Genomic DNA, 17,840 nt, shown 5'->3' on the forward strand with positions numbered 1-17,840 from the left:
GGTAGCCCAATATGCATATACTCGCTCCGCAGGCAGGCCGTATTGATGACGGAGAGGACGCTGTCGATCTGGGCCAATCGCCCGGCGACATCCTGATCCTGTCGGCCGCCGATAGCGAACTGTCCGCCTTGAGTGCGTCTGAGGCCTTGCGCCAGAGACGTGATCTGAGCCTGCGCCTCGTCAATCTGATGGCGCTCAATCACCCCTATTCAGTTGATCTCTATGTCGAGCAGACGGCGCGGCATGCCAAGGTGATCATCGTGCGGGTGCTGGGCGGCATCGAGTATTGGCGCTACGGGCTGGAGCAATTGCAACGCCTGTCGCGCGGGTTTGGCGTCAAGCTTTTCGTCATGCCCGGCGATGACAAGTGGGATGAGAGTCTGGCGTCCCTGTCCAGTGAGCCTGTCGCCGAGGTGCGTCGGGCTTGGCGATACTTCGTTGAGGGAGGGCAAGAAAACCTTGTCCATCTCATGGACTTCGCCTCGATCTGCTTCGATGGTGCGGCGGACACGGTTCCCTTCCCGTCTCCTCTGCCGCGCGTTGGTATCTATTCTGCGGGCAAGAGTTACAGTGGTGACGAGGGCATAAATTGCTATCTCGAGGAAACCACGGCGCTGGCAAATCGACCGGTCGTCCCGATCCTCTTCTATCGGTCCTATGTGCAAAGCGCCATGACGGCTCCGATTGATGATCTATGTGATGGTTTGAGGGATCTCGGGCTTCATCCATTGGCGCTGTTCGTTCCGAGCCTTAAGGATTCTGAGGCGCAAGAATTTTTGCAGCAAGTCTTTCTGTCTCTTAAGCCAGACGTCTTTCTCAATTGCACGGCCTTTGCACTGTCCAAGGCTGGTGGCGCGCCCGAACCGACATTTCTGGATGGCTACGACTGCCCTGTTCTACAGGTCATGCTGTCCGGCTCTTCGCAACAGGCATGGGAGGAAAGCCCCAGAGGACTATCCGCGCGAGATCTTGCCATGCATGTGGTCTTGCCGGAGCTCGACGGGCGCATTCTCAGTCGCGCCATCGCGTTCAAGGAAGAAGGCGAACTGGATGCGGCAACTGAATACAAGCCTGTCACTCTGGTGCCCCACCAGAACAGAATTGCCTTTGTTGCAGCTCAGGCGCACGCTTGGGCGACCTTGCGCGTAACCGCCCCGGACAAGCGAAAGATCGCGCTCGTACTGGCAAACTATCCCAACAAGGACAGCCGGATAGCCAATGGTGTTGGCCTCGATAGCCCCGCCTCTGTTGTCGGCCTGATGAAGACGCTGATCGCTGAAGGCTATTGCGTGGATGGAGCGCCGGAGGATTCCGATGCGCTGATGACGCAAATCCTCGCCGGGCCAACCAATGCCGACGGAAGCGCCAACCGAAAAAGCGCATTCAGCCTCCTCGTCAATGAATACGAAGCATTTTTCAAGACGCTGCCCGAGACCGTTCGCGATGCCATATCGGAACGCTGGGGTGATGCTTCGTCAGACCCGATGGTGCGCGAGGGCGCATTCCAGTTGCCCATTCTATCATTCGGCAATCTGGTAGTCGGGGTTCAGCCAGCGCGTGGCTATAACATCGATCCGAAGGAAACCTATCACGATCCGGATCTCGTCCCGCCACACAACTATTTTGCCTTCTATTTCTGGCTGAGAGAACGGTTCGGTATCCATGCGGTCGTTCATGCAGGCAAACATGGCAATCTTGAATGGCTGCCCGGCAAGGCGCTGGCTCTCAGCGACGCGTGCTACCCGGAAGCCGTTCTCGGGCCGGTGCCGCATCTCTACCCCTTCATTGTCAACGACCCGGGCGAAGGATGTCAGGCCAAACGACGCACGTCCGCCGTCATCATCGATCATCTCACGCCGCCACTGACCCGCGCCGAGGCGCATGGAGCTGGCGAAGAACTTGAGGCCTTGGTCGATGAATTCTATACCGCGCAAGGGGTTGATCCGCGCCGGTCGGCCAAGTTGCTTGATGAAATTCGCTTTCTGGCGAGCCGAACCGGTCTCGACAAGGACGCGGGCGTGGCCTCCGATGACAGCGATGATCAGGCATTGCAACAACTCGACGCCCATCTCTGTGATATCAAGGAACTGCAGATCCGCGACGGTTTGCACATTCTGGGCCAATCACCGACAGACGGGCTCCTCGTCGACCTTCTCGTGTCCATTGCGCGCGTGCCGCGCGGGGGTGGCTCCGGGGACGCATCGCTCCATCGCGCGATAGCCTCTGACCTTGATCTTATCCTTGCAAATGAAATGTTTGATCCAATTGACTGCGATTTTGCAAAAGTCTGGACTGGACCGCGCCCGACTGAGCTGGCCGCAGTTTCTGATGCCCCATGGCGTCATTGTGGCGACACCGTCGAGCGCATTGAAATCTTGGCAAGAAAACTTGTTTCAAAGGATATGACATGCCCCGATGGGTGGCAGAAAACCTGCGCGGTCCTTGATTGGATCGCTGAGGATTTGCGTCCGACCATCAAGGCCTGCGGTTCAGAAGAGTTCGGCAATTTGCTGAAAGGCCTGTCCGGTCGCTTCGTGCCGCCCGGCCCGTCCGGTGCACCGACGCGCGGAAGACCGGACGTCTTGCCGACAGGCCGCAACTTCTTTGCGGTCGATGTCCGATCCGTTCCTTCAAAAACAGCGTGGGCCATTGGCGAATTGTCAGCCCAGCGCCTCGTCGAGCGGCACTATCAGGACGAGGGCGAATGGCTGCAGGCGATCGCCCTCACCTGCTGGGGAACCGCAAACATGCGAACCGGTGGCGACGATATCGCGCAGGCTTTGGCTCTGCTGGGTGTTCGACCGGTTTGGGAGCCTCAATCGGGTCGCGTGACGGGCATCGAAGTGCTCAAGCTGTCAGAACTACAACGACCACGTGTCGATGTAACGTTGCGGATCTCCGGCTTCTTCCGCGATGCTTTTCCGCACCAGATTGATTTGTTCGACAGCGCCGTGCGTCAGGTGGCCGCTCTTGAAGAGCCCGATGATGCCAATCCGATCGCAGCAAGGGTCCGGACTGAGCGACGGGATGCCGAGGAGCAAGGCCTTGATGCCGACCTCGCTGAACGCAAGGCCACATTCCGTGTGTTTGGCTCCATGCCCGGTGCCTATGGGGCCGGTCTTCAGGCGCTCATTGACGAGAAGATCTGGGACAATCGGTCTGATTTTGCCGAAGCCTTCGTTGCATGGGGCGGCTTTGCCTATGGTGCCGGTCAATACGGGGATCGGGCCGCCGAAAGCCTCAAAACCCGCCTGTCCAAGGTGGATGCCGTGGTGCAAAATCAGGACAATCGGGAGCATGACATCCTCGACTCTGATGATTATTACCAGTTCGAGGGTGGACTTGCGGCCAGTGTCGAGGCCCTGAAGGGGACCGCTCCTAAGGTCTATCACAACGACCATTCTCGCGCAGAACGTCCGGTTATTCGCACGCTGGATGAAGAGATCGCGCGCGTGGTTCGCGGGCGCGCGGCCAACCCCAAATGGATCGCCGGCGTCATGCGCCACGGCTACAAGGGAGCCTTCGAGATGGCGGCGACCCTTGATTATCTGTTTGCCTTTGCAGCCACCACAAACGCAGTCGGTGACCATCATTTCGATCAGCTCTATGAGGCCTATATCAAAGATGATGACGTCGCCGACTTCCTGAAGGAAAAGAACCGACCGGCCTATGACGATATGGTGGATCGCTTTTTGGAAGCGATCGAGCGCGGCCTATGGACACCAAGATCCAACAGCGCCGCCTTCCATCTCAATCAAAACCGGTCAAAACGAGGGGACCCCCAAATGGAGATGCTTTCATGACAGATGACATGAATGAAGAGACACAAAACGCGCGCCACACCGAGAAGATGAAAAAAAAGAAGGCAGCCCGAGACAAGATCCTTGCCACCAAGACCATCGAAAAAGGCCTTGTGATGGTTCACACCGGCAAGGGCAAGGGCAAATCGACCGCAGCCTTCGGGATGGCATTCCGCTCACTTGGACACGGCCACAAGATTGCGGTGATCCAGTTCGTCAAAGGGGCATGGAACTCCGGCGAAAAGCAGATTCTGGAAAAATTCCCCGAGCTTGTCACCATCAAGTCTATGGGCGAAGGCTTTACCTGGGAGACGCAGGATCGCCAGAAGGACATCGACAATGCCCGCTCGGCATGGGATGCCGCCAAGGAGGCGATTCTCGATCCGGAAATCCGGTTCGTGCTGCTCGATGAGCTGAATATCGTTCTGCGCTATGATTATCTGCCGATCGACGAAGTCGTCGCCTTCCTCAGGGATGAAAAGCCGGACGATACACACGTCGTCATCACCGGCCGCAACGCCAAGGACGAACTGATCGAAATCGCTGATCTTGTTACTGAAATGACGCTGATCAAGCATCCGTTCCGCTCCGGCGTCAAGGCGCAGGAAGGGATCGAATTCTAAAGGTCAAGTCCAATGCGGTGCATCAATGTGTGATTTGCATTGAATTGCACCATACGGGCAAGTTGACTTGCCTGACCAAAGTCCTTTAGGACTATTGTCATGATGGTTCTCCCTTCCCGAGCGTGGTTGGGAGATTAAAAGGGAACATGGTGAGGTGTACCCATCAGGGACCAAATCCATGGCTGTCCCCGCAACTGTGTTCGGCGAGCCGCCGCTCCTGATTTGCCACTGGTCTTTATGACTGGGAAGGCTTGAGCGGAAATTGGCGACGACCCGTAAGCCAGGAGACCTGCCATCAGGACGTTGATCATTCGGATCAACACTCTAATCAAGACGCCGGGGAATGCGTTTGGTGGAGAGACCGCCTGACGGCATTCTTCGCTTTCGTCGTTGGCCCTCCCTTCTCCAAGAATATTTCTTTTCGCGCGTCTCCACTTTGACAAACCTGTCACGGGAGATATTTTTTTGAACAAATTTGTAACTGCGACTGCGCTCGCCGCCTCCATGCTGTTCTCGACCGCAGCATTCGCCCATTTCCAGCTTGCCTACACACCAGACGTCAATGTCTCGCGTGCTGGAGATGTCCCCTACAAGTTGATTTTCTGGCACCCGTTTGAAAATGGCCATGTCATGGACATGGGCAAGCCGGAAGCTGTCTTCGCGGTTCACAAAGGCAAGAAAATCGACCTGATGGACAGCCTCAAGCCGATGACCTTCAAAGGCTCGGGGAACGAAGCGGACGCCTATGATGCGACCCTTCCTGTCAAACGCAACGGCGACTACATCGTGGTTGTCGAGCCTGCCCCCTACTATGAAGGCAGTGAAGACATCTACATTCAGCAGATCACCAAGAGCTTCCTCAACAAGGGCGGCATTCCGACCGGTTGGAATGAGCCGGTTGGCCTGAAAACCGAGATTGTTCCGCTCAACAAGCCGACCAACATTCTCGTGGGCTCCACCTTCACAGGTCGTGTGTTGAATGACGGCAAACCCGCTGCCGGAATTGAAATCGAAATCGAATATATGGCTGCCGAGCCTGACATGGATGCCAACGCCCCCGGTGAGGTGAAGGCAGACCCTGCTCCAGGCGGCTCTGTTGTCGCAATCTCCGATGAGAATGGCTACTTCACCTTCGGTATTCCAAAGGCTGGGTTCTGGGGCTTTGCTGCCCTCGGCTCAGGTCCGGACACCGAATTTGAAGGCAAGGAACTGTCTCAGGACGCTGTCATCTGGATCAAGGCGTTCGACCTCGATTGATCGATCTTCATGTCACCACCGGCAGTTCGTCTGCCGGTGGCTTCGGGCCTTGAAGGTTCGAAGAAAGGAACAAACAAATGCATATCGTTGATGGTGCATTGGCAAACGAAGTGGTCATCGGAGGGTCTTTGCTTTGTGCGGGCGGTCTCGTCATGGGGCTGCGCAAACTGCACATGGATCTGATTCCGGCAGCAGGCGTCCTCAGTGCCACGTTCTTCGTTGCGTCTCTTATTCACGTGCCACTGGGGGTCTCCAGCGTGCATCTCATCATGAACGGACTGGCGGGCATTATTTTGGGATGGGCAGCGTTTCCCGCGCTGTTTGTCGCGCTTTTGTTGCAGGCTGTCTTCTTTGGCTTCGGCGGCATAACGGTTTTGGGGGTTAATACCCTCAATATCGCAGGTCCCGCTCTGATCGTGGGCCTGATTGCACGTCCGTTTTTGTTGGGAACCTCTTCAGCCACGACCTTTGCCATTATAGGCGGGATCGCTGGCGGGGCAGCGATTGCCCTGACCACGATCTTTGTTGCCGTGGCGCTCAGCCTGTCTGGCGACAATTTCATCGCCGCAGCAAAGCTCGTGTTCTTTGCGCATATCCCGATCATGATCATCGAAGGATTGTTGTCTGCCGCTGCGATGTATCTGATTTTCAAAGTTAAACCTGAATTGCTCGATGCAATGGGTCGGAAGGTGTAGTGATGACCAATTTCAAAACTCTGTTTTTCGGCGCCTTGATGGTGCTTGTGGGCGGGTTTGTCGTCCCGGCTGAGGCTCACAAGGTGATCGCGTCAGCCTATGCTGAAGGCCCGATTATCGAAGGTGAAATCGGCTTCTCCAATGGTGACATGGCAACTGATGCCGTGGTTGAGGTTTTTGATGACCAAGACAACAAGCTTGGCGAGGCGACAACCGATGAGGACGGGATCTTCCAGTTCACGCCAACAAAAGCGGTGCCCCATATTTTCAAGGCCAATCTCGGGGCTGGCCATGTTGCCGAATTCCGCATGGAAGTCGATGATTTGCCCGACGGGATCGGGGCTGATGCCTCAGCCAACGCTCCGGTGGAGGCACCTGCTGCGAAAGAAGTCGCAGCTGCTCAAAGCGAGCTGAAAGCAGAAGGCGTTGACCCGGCCGCCCTCAAAGAGCTGATCGAAGTCGCAGTCAATGATCAGATTGCCCAGATCAAGCCGATTGTTGCAAAGGCTGTTCGCAAGGAGACAAAACCTCTGCGCAAAACCGTCGCTGCCTACATGGAGAAGAATGACATGCAGGCCATTCTCGGTGGCATTGGCTATATCGTCGGACTATGCGGCGTTGGCTTCTATGTCGCCGCCCGGATGGAACGCAAAAAAGCCGCATCCGCCAATGGGGGGACAACTGCCTGATGACTGATGTGCTAGAACGGGCCGGACGCGCCCACAATACCAATATCTCAAAGGGTGGTGTGGATCGCACCTCTCGCATGTGGCTTCGTGAACTCGATCCGCGTGTCCGCATCGTTGCGGTGGTGACAATGGCTATCTGTGTGGTGCAACTCTCCAGCCTGCCCGTTCTGGCGCTCGCCCTGTCATTCTCGATCATTCTTATGCATCAGGCTCGGCTGCCCTTCTGGTCAACGCTGAAGCGTGTGGCAATGATGGACAGTTTCATCATCTTTCTGATCGTGATGTTGCCATTCACGACACCGGGCGTGGCCATGTTCACGGTTTGGGGCTTTCCCGCGTCTTATGAAGGTCTCTATGCTGCGGTCATCATCCTGCTGAAGGCCAATTCCATTGTCATGGCGACATTGGCACTGATAGGCACGCTTGAGGCCGTGACGCTGGGCCATGCCCTCTCCCGCCTCAAGGTGCCAGACCGCCTCGTGCATCTGTTGCTGTTCACCGTGCGCTATATCGACGTGCTGCACGCAGAGTATCAGCGTCTCCGCACAGCAATGAAGTGCCGTGGGTTCGCGCCGGGCAACAACTTGCACACCTATCGAACTGTCGGCTATCTGGTCGGCATGCTGCTGATCCGATCCCTTGAGCGCTCAGAGCGGATTATGAAGGCGATGAAATGCCGAGGCTTCCATGGTCAGTTTCATCTACTCGACAACATGCAATTCTCTCGGCTGGACGTTGTCTTTGCCAGCTTTGCCTGCCTTGCGCTGTTAACGCTGCTCACTCTTGAGGTGGTTTATGGCGTTGCTGCTTGAGGGCCGAAATCTGGTTTTTGCCTATCCGGGCTTTCCTCCCTGTCTGGACGGCGTCAGTTTTGCGCTGAATTCGGGTGAGAGACTGGGGCTCGTGGGTGACAATGGAGCGGGCAAAAGCACTTTGCTGCATTTGCTCGTGGGGCTCGACAAACCTTCCGAGGGTACGATTTCGGCCTTTGGGCGGGATTTCGCAACCGAAGAGGATTTCCGTATCCTCCGGCGACGTGTCGGTCTTGTCTTTCAGGATCCTGACGACCAGTTGTTCTGTCCCACTGTGGCTGAAGACATCGCTTTCGGCCCACTCAATCTGGGCTACAGCAAGGAAGAGGCAATGGTGATTGTCGACGATACGCTGGAAGCCTTGCGTCTCACCGAGTTCAGGGACCGCGTAACCTACAAGCTGTCCGGCGGGCAGAAGCGGCTCGTCTCTCTGGCGACGGTGCTTGCCATGAAGCCAGAGATCCTTTTGCTTGACGAGCCGACCAACGCACTGGATGAAGACACCAGAAAACGGTTGATCGATATTCTCACTGATCTGCCTCAATCCATGATCATCGTCTCCCATGATAGAGCCTTCAGGGAAGAGGTCGTGACCAGAACTATTCTCATGGAAGGTGGACAAATCTGCTAAAGTGCTTTTGTGGCACGCACTGGCAGTCTAGGCTTCTGTTGCCTATTCGCAGTGCTCTCCCAAGCGGACCACCCCCGCAAGATGAGAGCTGAAAAACATGTCAGTGCGGTTGATCCAATCCGGAGACCAAGACTGACCTGCAGGATTGCATTATCGGTTTCGCATGCTGGACTTGGCATGCGGCCATAGTCTCCCTGCTGTTAAACCAGACCGGCATCAATAATGATGTCTCATGAACAACAAAGGGGACTCTGACGTGACCAGTTCCAAACCAGAAGAAAAACTTGGCCTGATGATTTGCGGCCATGGCAGCCGCAATAAAGAAGCTGTCGGGCAGTTCGCTCAACTCGCAAAACGCCTGAGACCGAAATTTCCCGATTGGCCAGTTGATTACGGCTATCTTGAATTTGCCAATCCGGTGATTTCCAATGGTCTCGACAATCTTGTTGAACAGGGCTGCACGCGCATTCTCGCGGTTCCGGGCATGCTGTTTGCTGCAGGCCACGCCAAGAATGACATCCCCTCCGTCCTCAATGCCTATCAGGCCAAAACGCCCGGCATAACCATCGAATATGGCCGCGAGCTGGGTCTTGACCTGAAGATGATCAAGGCCGCAGGCGCCCGTGTTCAGGAAGCGGTTGATGCCGCCAACGAAGAGCATGGCGAAGTATCGCTGACAGAGACGATGCTGATGGTTGTCGGCCGTGGGGCGTCCGATCCTGATGCCAACTCCAACGTCAACAAGCTGATGCGCCTTTTGTGGGAAGGCATGGGTTTTGGTTGGGGCGAAGTCTGCTATTCCGGCGTGACCTTCCCGCTCGTCGAGCCGGGCCTCGAGCATGCAGCAAAGCTTGGCTACAAGCGGATCATCGTGTTCCCCTATTTCCTCTTCACCGGCATTCTGGTGCGCCGGATCTACAATTTCACCGATGAAGTTGCCGCGCGTCACCCGGACATCCAGTTTATCAAGGCTGGCTATCTCAACGATCAGGACTATGTGATCGAGACTTTTGTCGACCGGGTTGGCGAGATTCTCGAGGGCACCAACAACATGAACTGCCAACTGTGCAAATACCGTGCGCAGGTTCTCGGGTTCGAGCAGGAAGTGGGCCTCAAGCAGGAAAGCCACCACCATCATGTGGAAGGCGTCGACACCAAGGACTGTGAATATTGTGAGGATAACAAGTGTACGAACGAGTGCCTGAAGCACCAGCCGTCCACAGATCATCACCATCATGACCACAGCCATTCCCACGATCATGCACATGGGCATGAACACAGCCATGACCACGACCACTCCCATGATCACGGGCATTCCCACGACCATGGTCATTCCCATGCACATGGTCATGATCATTCGCACGATCATGACGATCACCACCATCACCCCTACCCGCACGCGGATCATCCACATGGTCCCAAAAGCATGTATCCGAAGGACTAGGCGGGTTTCACGTCATGAGCGAACCTTATGAACGGGATCCAGACGCGATCTACCGGCGGTCATTTCAGATCATACGAAATGAGGCGGCTGATGCTCTGGATACCCTGCCGCCAGATGTGGAACCACTCGCTGTTCGGCTGATGCACGCTGTCGGTCAGACGGATCTTGTCGCCGATCTGCGTTTCAGCAGTTCGGCGATCACCTCTGGCATCAAAGCACTACAGGGCGGCGCTCCGATCTTGGTGGACGCACAAATGGTGGCTGGCGGCATCACCAGACGATTTCTATCGCCCCAAATGTCAGGTGCTGGCAATGAGGTGATCGTGACGCTGAATGATCCGGACGTTGCGGATCTCGCCAGTCGGATGCAAACGACACGGTCGGCCGCCGCATTGGAATTGTGGCGACCGCATTTGGATGGCGCAATCGTGGCCATCGGCAATGCGCCAACGGCCCTTTTCAGGCTGATCGAAATGCTCAAGGACGGCGCGGCAAAACCGGCACTGGTGCTCGGTTTTCCTGTTGGCTTTGTCGGTGCTGCCGAATCCAAGGAAGCGCTCGTAAAGGCAGCTCCGGCTCTAGGTGTCGATTTCATCGCCCTTCTTGGTCGGCGCGGCGGCACACCGCTTGCCAGCGCGGCGGTCAATGCCCTCGCAATATCGGCCCTTGGCGTGAAGGATCAGCCATCCCGGGAGGATGCAAGACTATGACAGAGAGCAACATGAACAGCGCACCGTGGCTGACCATCATCGGCATCGGTGAAGGCGGAATGGACGATCTGGGTGATCTGGCCTGGTCGCTGCTTGTCAACGCAGAGGTCATTCTGGGTGGCGAACGCCATTTGGCGATGGTGCCCGACGAGCTTTCCTCCAAGGCCAAGCGCATGACGTGGCCCTCGCCACTGTCTCTCGTTTACGATCAACTCAAAAAGCTGCGCGGAACCCCTGTCGTCATTCTGGCAAGCGGCGATCCGATGGAGTTTGGCATCGCGGGCAGTCTCACGCGCCATTTCGATTGGCATGAGATGCGTGTTCTGCCCTCACCCAGTTCGTTCAGTCTTGCAGCCAGCATCCTTGGCTGGCCACTGGACAAGGTGGTTCGCCTGACCATCCATGGGCGTAATCCTGCGGCGCTGGTTCCCCATCTGATGCCCGGGGCGCGGCTGCTCATCCTTTCCAAGGATGGCACCTCTCCTGCATTGGTGGCGCGGCTCCTTTGTGAACGTGGCCTCGACAAAGCCTCCGTTACGGTGCTTGAGCATCTGGGTGGCGAGAAAGAAAAGGTCATAGAGAGCACCGCCAAGCTTCTTGATGACAGCGGGGATGATCTGAAATTTGCCGATCTCAATCTGCTGGCTGTGTCCCTGCCGGAACGGTTCGACGGATGGTTGCCCGCCGTACCCGGTTTGCCAGATGAAGCCTTCGAGCATGATGGCAAGATGACGAAACGGGACATTCGGGCAAGCGCTCTCGCCAAACTCGCCCCACACCCCGGAGCACTACTTTGGGATGTCGGGACGGGTTGCGGTTCCATCGCCATCGAATGGATGCGCGCGCATCCAAGCTGCATGGCCATTGGTGTCGAGCCACAGGAAAAGCGTCGCGCGTTTGCGCAACACAACGCCGACATGCTGGGCGTGCCAAAGCTGCGCTTGCTCAACGGCACGGCTCCAGACAGCTTACGCGGTGAGCCGCACCCCGACGCGGTGTTTGTCGGCGGCGGCCTGTCTGCCGATGTCATCAATTTTTGCATGCGGTCGCTCAAGCCGGGCGGGCGGTTGGTTGCCCATGCAGTGACCCTTGGCTCCGAAAAGCTTTTGCTTGAGATGTTTGAACGCAACGGCGGTGAGCTGACCCGCCTTTCCATCGCCAAGGCCGAGGCGGTTGGCCCCTATTACGGCTGGAAGACAGCCATGCCAGTTACGCAATGGGCATTCGTCAAGGACGACGGGCTGTGAGCGTGACGGTCATAGACAAAGACTAGAGACAGACGATGAACGAAACAAAAAATGGCACCCTTTATGGTGTCGGTGTTGGACCGGGAGACCCCGAACTTCTGACGCTGAAGGCCGCCCGCATGATCGAACAGGCAAAGGTTTTGGCCTATCCGTCCCCCGAAGGTGGCGAGAGCTTTGCCCGCTCGATCGTGGCCAGACACATTCCAGATGAGTGCGAAGAGATTGTCATGTCCGTGCCGATGCGCACCGAACGGTTCGCAGCCCAGTCGGTTTATGACGAGAGCGCCGAGCGCATCGAAGCGCTGTTGGCATCAGGGCAGGATGTCGTCGTCCTCTGCGAGGGCGATCCGTTCTTTTATGGCAGCTTCATGTATCTGCACAATCGGCTGTCCAATCGGTTCAATGTCGAGATTGTCTCGGGCGTTTCCTCGCTGGTTGCCTGCGCAGGGCGCCTCGCGCAGCCGCTTGCAGGTCGCAACGACGTTCTGACGATCCTGCCCGGCCCGATGGACGACGCCGCACTGCAAGAAAGATTATCTCTGGGCGGATCCTTCGCCATCATCAAGGTTGGTCGGCATTTGCCCCGCATCCGCTCTTTGCTGGAGCGTAACGGCCTTTTGGCCAACGCGGGATATGTCGAGAGAGCGAGCCTTCCCAGCGAGAAAATCATGCCCCTTGCTGAGGTCGATGAAAGCTGCGTGCCCTATTTTTCAATGATCCTCGTTTATGAAGGCGGTGAAGCATGGAAGAAGTGAAGCGGACAGAAACCGGGCGTTCGCTTGTGGTCCTGTGCCCGTCTGCGTCTGCGGAACCGCTGGCGACCAAGGTTCGCGACCTCCTCAAGGCAGACGGCTGGGCTGCCGAGTTGCATGGCAAGCCCGATGTGAAGACCGCTGACCGGAGTTTTGGGGATACGCTGACGCATCTTCGCGATCTGTTCCTTGCCGGTCACGGCATCGTGGCCCTGTGCGCGAGCGGCATCATCATTCGAGCTCTGGGCCCGATTCTCGACAGCAAGTTTTCAGAACCGCCGGTTTTATCGGTCGCACGCAACGGGCGTTCGGTCGTCCCGCTTCTGGGCGGCCATCATGGCGGCAATGATCTGGCATTGGGTCTGGCGCAGGGTCTTAACGCCCATGCTGCTATTACCACCGCCGGCGATTGCCAACACAGGATCTCCTTTGACAAGCCGCCTGAGGGCTGGCGCTTGCAGAACCCGCGGAGCGCTGGTCCGATCATGGCCCGGATTGTCGATGGCGAACCGGTGGCACTCGATCCGGCGCTGACATGGCTGTCGGACAAAGGCCTTGTCCTTTCAAATGAAGCAAGCCTTGCCGTTCGGTCCGACGTTCATTGCGCTGATGACAGACTAGACCAATTGGTCTACGCACCCCAATCCCTCGTCGTCGGCGTTGGATGCGAACGTGGGCTCGATGCTACGCACCTGATCGCCCATATCGAAGCGACGCTCGACGCGCACAATCTGGCGCCGCAAGCCATCGCCATGCTTGCTTCCATTGATCTCAAAATGGACGAAGCGGCCATTCATGCAGCCGCACGTCACTTCAAAGTGCCCGCACGGTTTTTCTCAGCCGAGGAATTGGAAGCCGAAGCCGGTCGCCTCACCACCCCGTCCGACGTGGTATTCGCCGAGGTCGGGTGCCACGGCGTTGCAGAGGGAGCCGCTCTTGCTGGCGTCAGATCTGATGGAACTCTTCTCGTTTCCAAGGAAAAGACCAACAAGGCCACCTGTGCGGTTGGCCTTGCCAATGCGCCGCTTGGCTCGACCCTTCCCGGCCAAAGGCGCGGATCTCTGTCGGTTGTTGGCATTGGTCCGGGACAGCGAGACTGGCGTGCGCCGGAAGCCACCAGCAGAATTGCCGCAGCACAGGAGCTTGTCGGATACGGTCTTTATATAGATCTCCTGGGCTCTCTGGCAGATGGCAAGGAGCGCAAAGATTTCCCGCTCGGCGGCGAAGAGGATCGCTGCCGTCATGCTCTGGAGCAGGCAGGCAAAGGCGTTGATGTGGCGCTGATCTGCTCCGGCGACGCGGGCATCTACGCCATGGGTACGCTCGTGATGGAGCTACTGGATCGCGCCGAAGATGACGGCGGGGTGTCGGATGCTGCGAAACGGGCCGAGATTGTGCACGTGCCGGGCATTTCTGCGCTGCAGGCAGCCTCGGCGCGCTTTGGTGCCTTTCTCGGGCATGATTTCTGCACGATTTCCCTGTCTGACCTTCTAACGCCGTGGGAAACAATCGAACAGCGGCTTGAGGCTGCTGCTGCGGGTGACTTCGTGGTCGCTTTCTACAATCCGGTCTCGCGCAAGCGCCGCACTCAGTTGCAGAGAGCCAAGGAAATTCTCCTGACCAAACGCGCCGGAAGCGCCCCGGTTCTCCTTGCCTCAAATCTGGGGCGTCCAGATGAAACCTTGCGGATACGAACCCTTGAAACCCTTGAAGTGGACGAGGTCGACATGCTGACGGTGGTGCTGGTCGGCTCTTCCCAATCCCGCACGCTTGTGCTTGGAGACCGATCCGTTGGAGACAACGGGACCGTTGCCTATACACCGCGTGGCTATGCCAAGCGCATTGACGCCGACAAAAGCTGACACTGGCCGAATTGCGCGGCTCCCGACCCAAAAGGAATTGAAATGACAGTTTATTTTATCGGCGCGGGCCCCGGAGCTCCCGATCTCATCACGGTTCGTGGATTAAAGCTCATCCAGCGCTGCCCGGTTTGTTTGTTTGCCGGATCCTTGGTGCCGGAAGCCATTGTGGCGGAGGCGCCAAAGGAAGCCATTGTCAAGGATACGGCCCCGATGCATCTGGATGAGATCATCGAGGATATGCGGATCGCCCACGAGAAGGGCGAGGATGTTGCCCGGGTGCATTCCGGCGACCCCTCGATCTATGGTGCGGTGGCCGAGCAGATGCGCCGTTTGCAAGTGCTGAAAATCCCATATGAAGTCGTGCCGGGCGTGCCAGCCTTTGCGGCAGCGGCAGCGGCCCTGGGGACGGAACTGACAATCCCCGGCATTGCCCAGACCATCATTCTGACTCGAACGGCCATGAAATCCTCTTCGATGCCGGAACGGGAAAATCTCGACACATTGGGCAAATCCGGCGCAACGCTGGCCATTCATCTTTCGGTGCGCAACATCCCTCAGATTGAGCGGGATCTGACGCCCCATTATGGTGCAGATTGTCCGGTGGTGGTTGCCTATCGGGTTGGTTGGCCTGATCAGATGTTCATTCGGGGCACGTTGGCGAACATTCGTCAAAAGGTGCGCGAAGCCAAAATCACGCGGACAGCCCTCATTCTTGTCGGCCCCGCCATCGGCGCTCAGAACTTTGAGGATTCCCGGCTTTATGATGCGGATTTCTCTCACATCCTGAGGATTGGATCAAAGGGAGAAGTCGACAAGGCGAAGGAACAAGAGGTCTAGGAACATATTCCCATCACCAATGAGCCGGGCGCGGGCATTTTTTGTACCTTCGCCGGGCTCTTGGCCACTCAGTTTGCCACTAGATTTCAATCAAAGCCGCTGCCGGGTTGATTGCCTGCCCGCGGTTCCAATTGCCAAACGCGATTGGGCCACAGCATCTTGTTCTTGCGAATTGGAAGGCCCAGATTCTTTGGCTATCCCAACTTGAGAAGCTTTTTCTCACGGCCTCACTTTGCCCACCAAAACCAGCCTCAACTTGGCTTCAGGCCAATAATATGGGCAAACGAGCCGCAGACACTGCCAACACGCTGCCCCATCGGCTGTAGCGGCGCGCCCGTTGCTGTTGTTGCATGAAACAGAGGGTCACAGGCGCCTTGCCATTCAATGGTGGCATAGTGAAATTCATGGGCGGTCATAGCGGATGAAAACAGGTCGCCCGCAGCAGGACTAAGTATTCTATAGCCTAATTTCAACTTAGGGCTAGAAAAACTTGTCGTAAGTGGAATGAACCCTAAGGTTTCTTTTTCTTCTCCCCCTACCCCTATGATCGAATGCCCCAAAACCATATAGCCACCACATTCGGCGAAAATGGTCCTGTTTTCGGCAGCGGCTTGTTTCATCGACCGCTTGAAGCGATCAGCAGTGCTCAGTGCGTCGAGATGAAGCTCTGGATAGCCCCCCGGCAGATAAATGGCGTCCGCGCCTTTGTCCGGCTCTTCATCGGCCAAAGGCGAGAAAAAGGACAGGCTCGCCCCCTGCTCTTTCCAGTCTTGAAGAATGTGCGGATAGATAAACGTGAAGGCCGCGTCCTTGGCAATGGCGATATGCTGTCCAAGTGGCGGAAGGCGCAAAGGGGATGCGTCCGATGTCGCCACACTCGGCAAATTTGACTGCTGCCGCGCGATGTCCAGCATGAGTGCAAGGTCTATATCCTTGTCCATATGATCCGCGATCGCATCAATCCGGTCGCTGAGCGCCTCATATTCGCCGGCCTGCACGAGTCCCAGATGACGAGAAGGCAATTCAAGCGCTGAAGACTGCCTTATCGCCCCGACGACTGGCATCGAGATGGCGCCAAAAGCCTCCCTGAGCAACGCTTCATGGATCTCGGAACCGACTCTATTGAGGATCACGCCAGCAATGGACAGCGTCTTGTCGTGATCCCTGATCCCGGCGGCAATGGCCGCAGCGGTCTGCGCCTGCCCTTTGACGTCGAGCACGAGAAAGACGGGCAATTTCAGTGTTCGCGCCAGATTGGCTGTGGACCCTCGGCCGCCAGCTGCCCCGTCGAACAGTCCCATGACCCCTTCAACAAACAAGAGATCACGATGCGCTGCATGTGCCTGCGAACGAAGACATATATCTTCTGCTCGCATGGCCCACGGGTCGAGATTGAGCGAGGTTTGTCCTGAGGCCACAGCATGAAACGCCGGGTCGATATAATCCGGGCCGCATTTTGCCGGCGTCACCCGCACGCCCTTGCGCTGAAGCAGCCGTTGAAGCCCCAGCGACAGAGTTGTCTTGCCGGAGTTGGAGCTGGCGGCTGCCAGAATGAGACCGGGAATGAAGGTCGAAGCAGACATTAGGCCAAGTTATTCTTTTGGTTTGAGCGGCGTGGCTGTCAGGGTCTTGCCTTGGGTGGCGAATCCGAGCCAGTCGAGCCCATCGCGCATCCGGACCACATTGCCAACCACGCACAGGGCGGGCGGTTTGAGGCCGGACTTTTCGGTTTCCTCGGCGATGGACTGCAGGTCGGACACCAGAACAGCCTGTCGCGGCGTGGTCGCGTTGCAGATAACCGCGGCCCCTTCGTGCGGATCCCGACCGGCCGCGAGCAGCTTGGCCGTTATGGATCTGAGATGCTTCATGGCCATATACATCACGATAACTTGCGAGCCTTTGGCGATGGCGTCCCAGTTCAGCGCGTCAGGCATGGAGCCAGTCTGATCGTGGCCAGTAAGGAACGTGACCGACTGGTTGATGTCGCGATGTGTGGCCGGGATGCCAGCATAGCACAGCCCGCCAATCCCCGCGGTTATGCCCGGCACCACCCGAAAAGGCACTTCGGCCCCCACCAGACCGAGCGCTTCTTCACCGCCGCGCCCAAAAATGAACGGGTCGCCACCCTTGAGGCGCAACACGCGCTTGCCTTCCTTGGCGAGGGCAATCAGGCGCAAGGTGATGTCATTCTGTTTGGGAGACGGACGCCCTCCCCGTTTGCCAGCAAATTCAACCAGAATGTTCGGGCGCGCAAAGGACAGGATCGTTTCATCGACCAGGGCATCATAAACGATTGCATCTGCCTGCCGAATGGCATTGATGGCATGAAGCGTCAGAAGCCCCCTGTCTCCCGGACCGCCGCCCACGAGCCAGACCCAGCCGGGCTGGAATTCCGGCAAGCCTTCAAAAAGTGTTTTGCTATAGCTGTCGCTGGTGAATTCAGTTGACATACTTTTCTTTTTTCCTGTCCTTGCACCTTTG

Annotated in this window: 15 protein-coding genes and 1 riboswitch; of the genes, 13 read left to right on the forward strand and 2 right to left on the reverse strand. The window is 57.1% G+C overall.

Translation table 11 applies throughout. The annotated features are described in order from the left end of the window. Window positions 1–11 precede the first annotated feature (11 nt). The 13 genes from cobN (at window position 12) to cobM (ending at window position 15,359) form a co-directional block, all read left to right on the forward strand. The gene (cobN, locus tag CPH65_RS19130; protein WP_096175337.1) at window positions 12–3,803 is read left to right on the forward strand and encodes a cobaltochelatase subunit CobN; all 3,792 of its coding nucleotides are present in this window, start codon (window positions 12–14) and stop codon (window positions 3,801–3,803) included. Beyond that, window positions 3,800–4,423 (forward strand): cob(I)yrinic acid a,c-diamide adenosyltransferase, encoded by a 624-nt coding sequence (cobO, locus tag CPH65_RS19135; protein WP_096175338.1) that lies wholly within the window; start codon window positions 3,800–3,802, stop codon window positions 4,421–4,423. Before cobN ends, cobO begins: the two co-directional genes overlap by 4 nt. Window positions 4,424–4,509: 86 nt before the next feature. Next, a riboswitch (cobalamin riboswitch) is annotated at window positions 4,510–4,735 on the forward strand. A 153-nt stretch (window positions 4,736–4,888) separates the two neighbouring features. Further along, on the forward strand, window positions 4,889–5,680 hold the full coding sequence (locus tag CPH65_RS19140) for a DUF4198 domain-containing protein (protein WP_244574454.1): 792 nt from the start codon (window positions 4,889–4,891) through the stop codon (window positions 5,678–5,680). 77 nt (window positions 5,681–5,757) lie between these two features. Next, entirely contained in the window at window positions 5,758–6,375 is a 618-nt protein-coding gene (cbiM, locus tag CPH65_RS19145; protein WP_096175340.1) for a cobalt transporter CbiM, read from the forward strand. Window positions 6,376–6,377: 2 nt separating this feature from the next. Then, complete coding sequence (locus tag CPH65_RS19150) at window positions 6,378–7,064, forward strand: cobalt ABC transporter permease (protein WP_244574455.1); 687 nt, start codon at window positions 6,378–6,380, stop codon at window positions 7,062–7,064. Beyond that, a complete protein-coding gene (cbiQ, locus tag CPH65_RS19155; protein ID WP_157747812.1) occupies window positions 7,064–7,876 on the forward strand; it encodes a cobalt ECF transporter T component CbiQ in 813 nt (270 codons plus the stop codon). The genes CPH65_RS19150 and cbiQ overlap by 1 nt, the downstream gene beginning before the upstream one ends. Continuing rightward, window positions 7,860–8,507, forward strand: a complete 648-nt coding sequence (locus CPH65_RS19160; RefSeq protein WP_096175342.1) for an energy-coupling factor ABC transporter ATP-binding protein — start codon at window positions 7,860–7,862, stop codon at window positions 8,505–8,507. The genes cbiQ and CPH65_RS19160 overlap by 17 nt, the downstream gene beginning before the upstream one ends. A gap of 292 nt (window positions 8,508–8,799) precedes the next feature. After that, entirely contained in the window at window positions 8,800–9,951 is a 1,152-nt protein-coding gene (locus CPH65_RS19165; RefSeq protein ID WP_244574662.1) for a sirohydrochlorin chelatase, read from the forward strand. 14 nt (window positions 9,952–9,965) lie between these two features. Next, complete coding sequence (locus tag CPH65_RS19170) at window positions 9,966–10,661, forward strand: precorrin-8X methylmutase (RefSeq protein WP_096175344.1); 696 nt, start codon at window positions 9,966–9,968, stop codon at window positions 10,659–10,661. Then, complete coding sequence (gene cbiE, locus CPH65_RS19175; protein ID WP_197703890.1) at window positions 10,658–11,908, forward strand: precorrin-6y C5,15-methyltransferase (decarboxylating) subunit CbiE; 1,251 nt, start codon at window positions 10,658–10,660, stop codon at window positions 11,906–11,908. Before CPH65_RS19170 ends, cbiE begins: the two co-directional genes overlap by 4 nt. 35 nt (window positions 11,909–11,943) lie before the next feature. Next, window positions 11,944–12,663 (forward strand): precorrin-2 C(20)-methyltransferase, encoded by a 720-nt coding sequence (gene cobI, locus CPH65_RS19180; RefSeq protein WP_096175345.1) that lies wholly within the window; start codon window positions 11,944–11,946, stop codon window positions 12,661–12,663. Continuing rightward, entirely contained in the window at window positions 12,651–14,522 is a 1,872-nt protein-coding gene (gene cobJ / locus CPH65_RS19185; protein WP_096175346.1) for a precorrin-3B C(17)-methyltransferase, read from the forward strand. The genes cobI and cobJ overlap by 13 nt, the downstream gene beginning before the upstream one ends. Window positions 14,523–14,564: 42 nt before the next feature. Then, window positions 14,565–15,359 carry a precorrin-4 C(11)-methyltransferase gene (gene cobM / locus CPH65_RS19190; protein WP_096175347.1) on the forward strand — a complete coding sequence of 265 codons (795 nt, stop codon included), beginning with the start codon at window positions 14,565–14,567 and terminating at the stop codon, window positions 15,357–15,359. Between the two features lie 251 nt (window positions 15,360–15,610). On the opposite strand, the gene CPH65_RS19195 is transcribed toward cobM, so the two are convergent. Next, window positions 15,611–16,924 (reverse strand): cobyrinate a,c-diamide synthase, encoded by a 1,314-nt coding sequence (locus CPH65_RS19195; protein WP_096176511.1) that lies wholly within the window; start codon window positions 16,922–16,924, stop codon window positions 15,611–15,613. Window positions 16,925–16,951: 27 nt separating this feature from the next. Continuing rightward, window positions 16,952–17,809, reverse strand: coding sequence for a uroporphyrinogen-III C-methyltransferase (gene cobA, locus CPH65_RS19200; protein ID WP_096175348.1), 858 nt, complete (start codon window positions 17,807–17,809; stop codon window positions 16,952–16,954). Window positions 17,810–17,840 lie beyond the last annotated feature (31 nt).

Source organism: Cohaesibacter sp. ES.047 (assembly GCF_900215505.1).
GTDB lineage: Bacteria > Pseudomonadota > Alphaproteobacteria > Rhizobiales > Cohaesibacteraceae > Cohaesibacter.

Bases quoted from the DNA above. Each gene is read 5' to 3' on its own strand.
- CPH65_RS19165 (WP_244574662.1), top strand. From the start codon at position 8,800: ATGATTTGCGGCCATGGCAGCCGCAATAAAGAAGCTGTCGGGCAGTTC.
- cobA (WP_096175348.1), bottom strand. From the start codon at position 17,809: ATGTCAACTGAATTCACCAGCGACAGCTATAGCAAAACACTTTTTGAA.
- cobO (WP_096175338.1), top strand. From the start codon at position 3,800: ATGACAGATGACATGAATGAAGAGACACAAAACGCGCGCCACACCGAG.
- cobI (WP_096175345.1), top strand. From the start codon at position 11,944: ATGAACGAAACAAAAAATGGCACCCTTTATGGTGTCGGTGTTGGACCG.
- cobM (WP_096175347.1), top strand. From the start codon at position 14,565: ATGACAGTTTATTTTATCGGCGCGGGCCCCGGAGCTCCCGATCTCATC.
- CPH65_RS19170 (WP_096175344.1), top strand. From the start codon at position 9,966: ATGAGCGAACCTTATGAACGGGATCCAGACGCGATCTACCGGCGGTCA.
- cobJ (WP_096175346.1), top strand. From the start codon at position 12,651: ATGGAAGAAGTGAAGCGGACAGAAACCGGGCGTTCGCTTGTGGTCCTG.
- cbiM (WP_096175340.1), top strand. From the start codon at position 5,758: ATGCATATCGTTGATGGTGCATTGGCAAACGAAGTGGTCATCGGAGGG.
- cobN (WP_096175337.1), top strand. From the start codon at position 12: ATGCATATACTCGCTCCGCAGGCAGGCCGTATTGATGACGGAGAGGAC.
- CPH65_RS19160 (WP_096175342.1), top strand. From the start codon at position 7,860: ATGGCGTTGCTGCTTGAGGGCCGAAATCTGGTTTTTGCCTATCCGGGC.
- cbiE (WP_197703890.1), top strand. From the start codon at position 10,658: ATGACAGAGAGCAACATGAACAGCGCACCGTGGCTGACCATCATCGGC.
- CPH65_RS19150 (WP_244574455.1), top strand. From the start codon at position 6,378: ATGACCAATTTCAAAACTCTGTTTTTCGGCGCCTTGATGGTGCTTGTG.
- cbiQ (WP_157747812.1), top strand. From the start codon at position 7,064: ATGACTGATGTGCTAGAACGGGCCGGACGCGCCCACAATACCAATATC.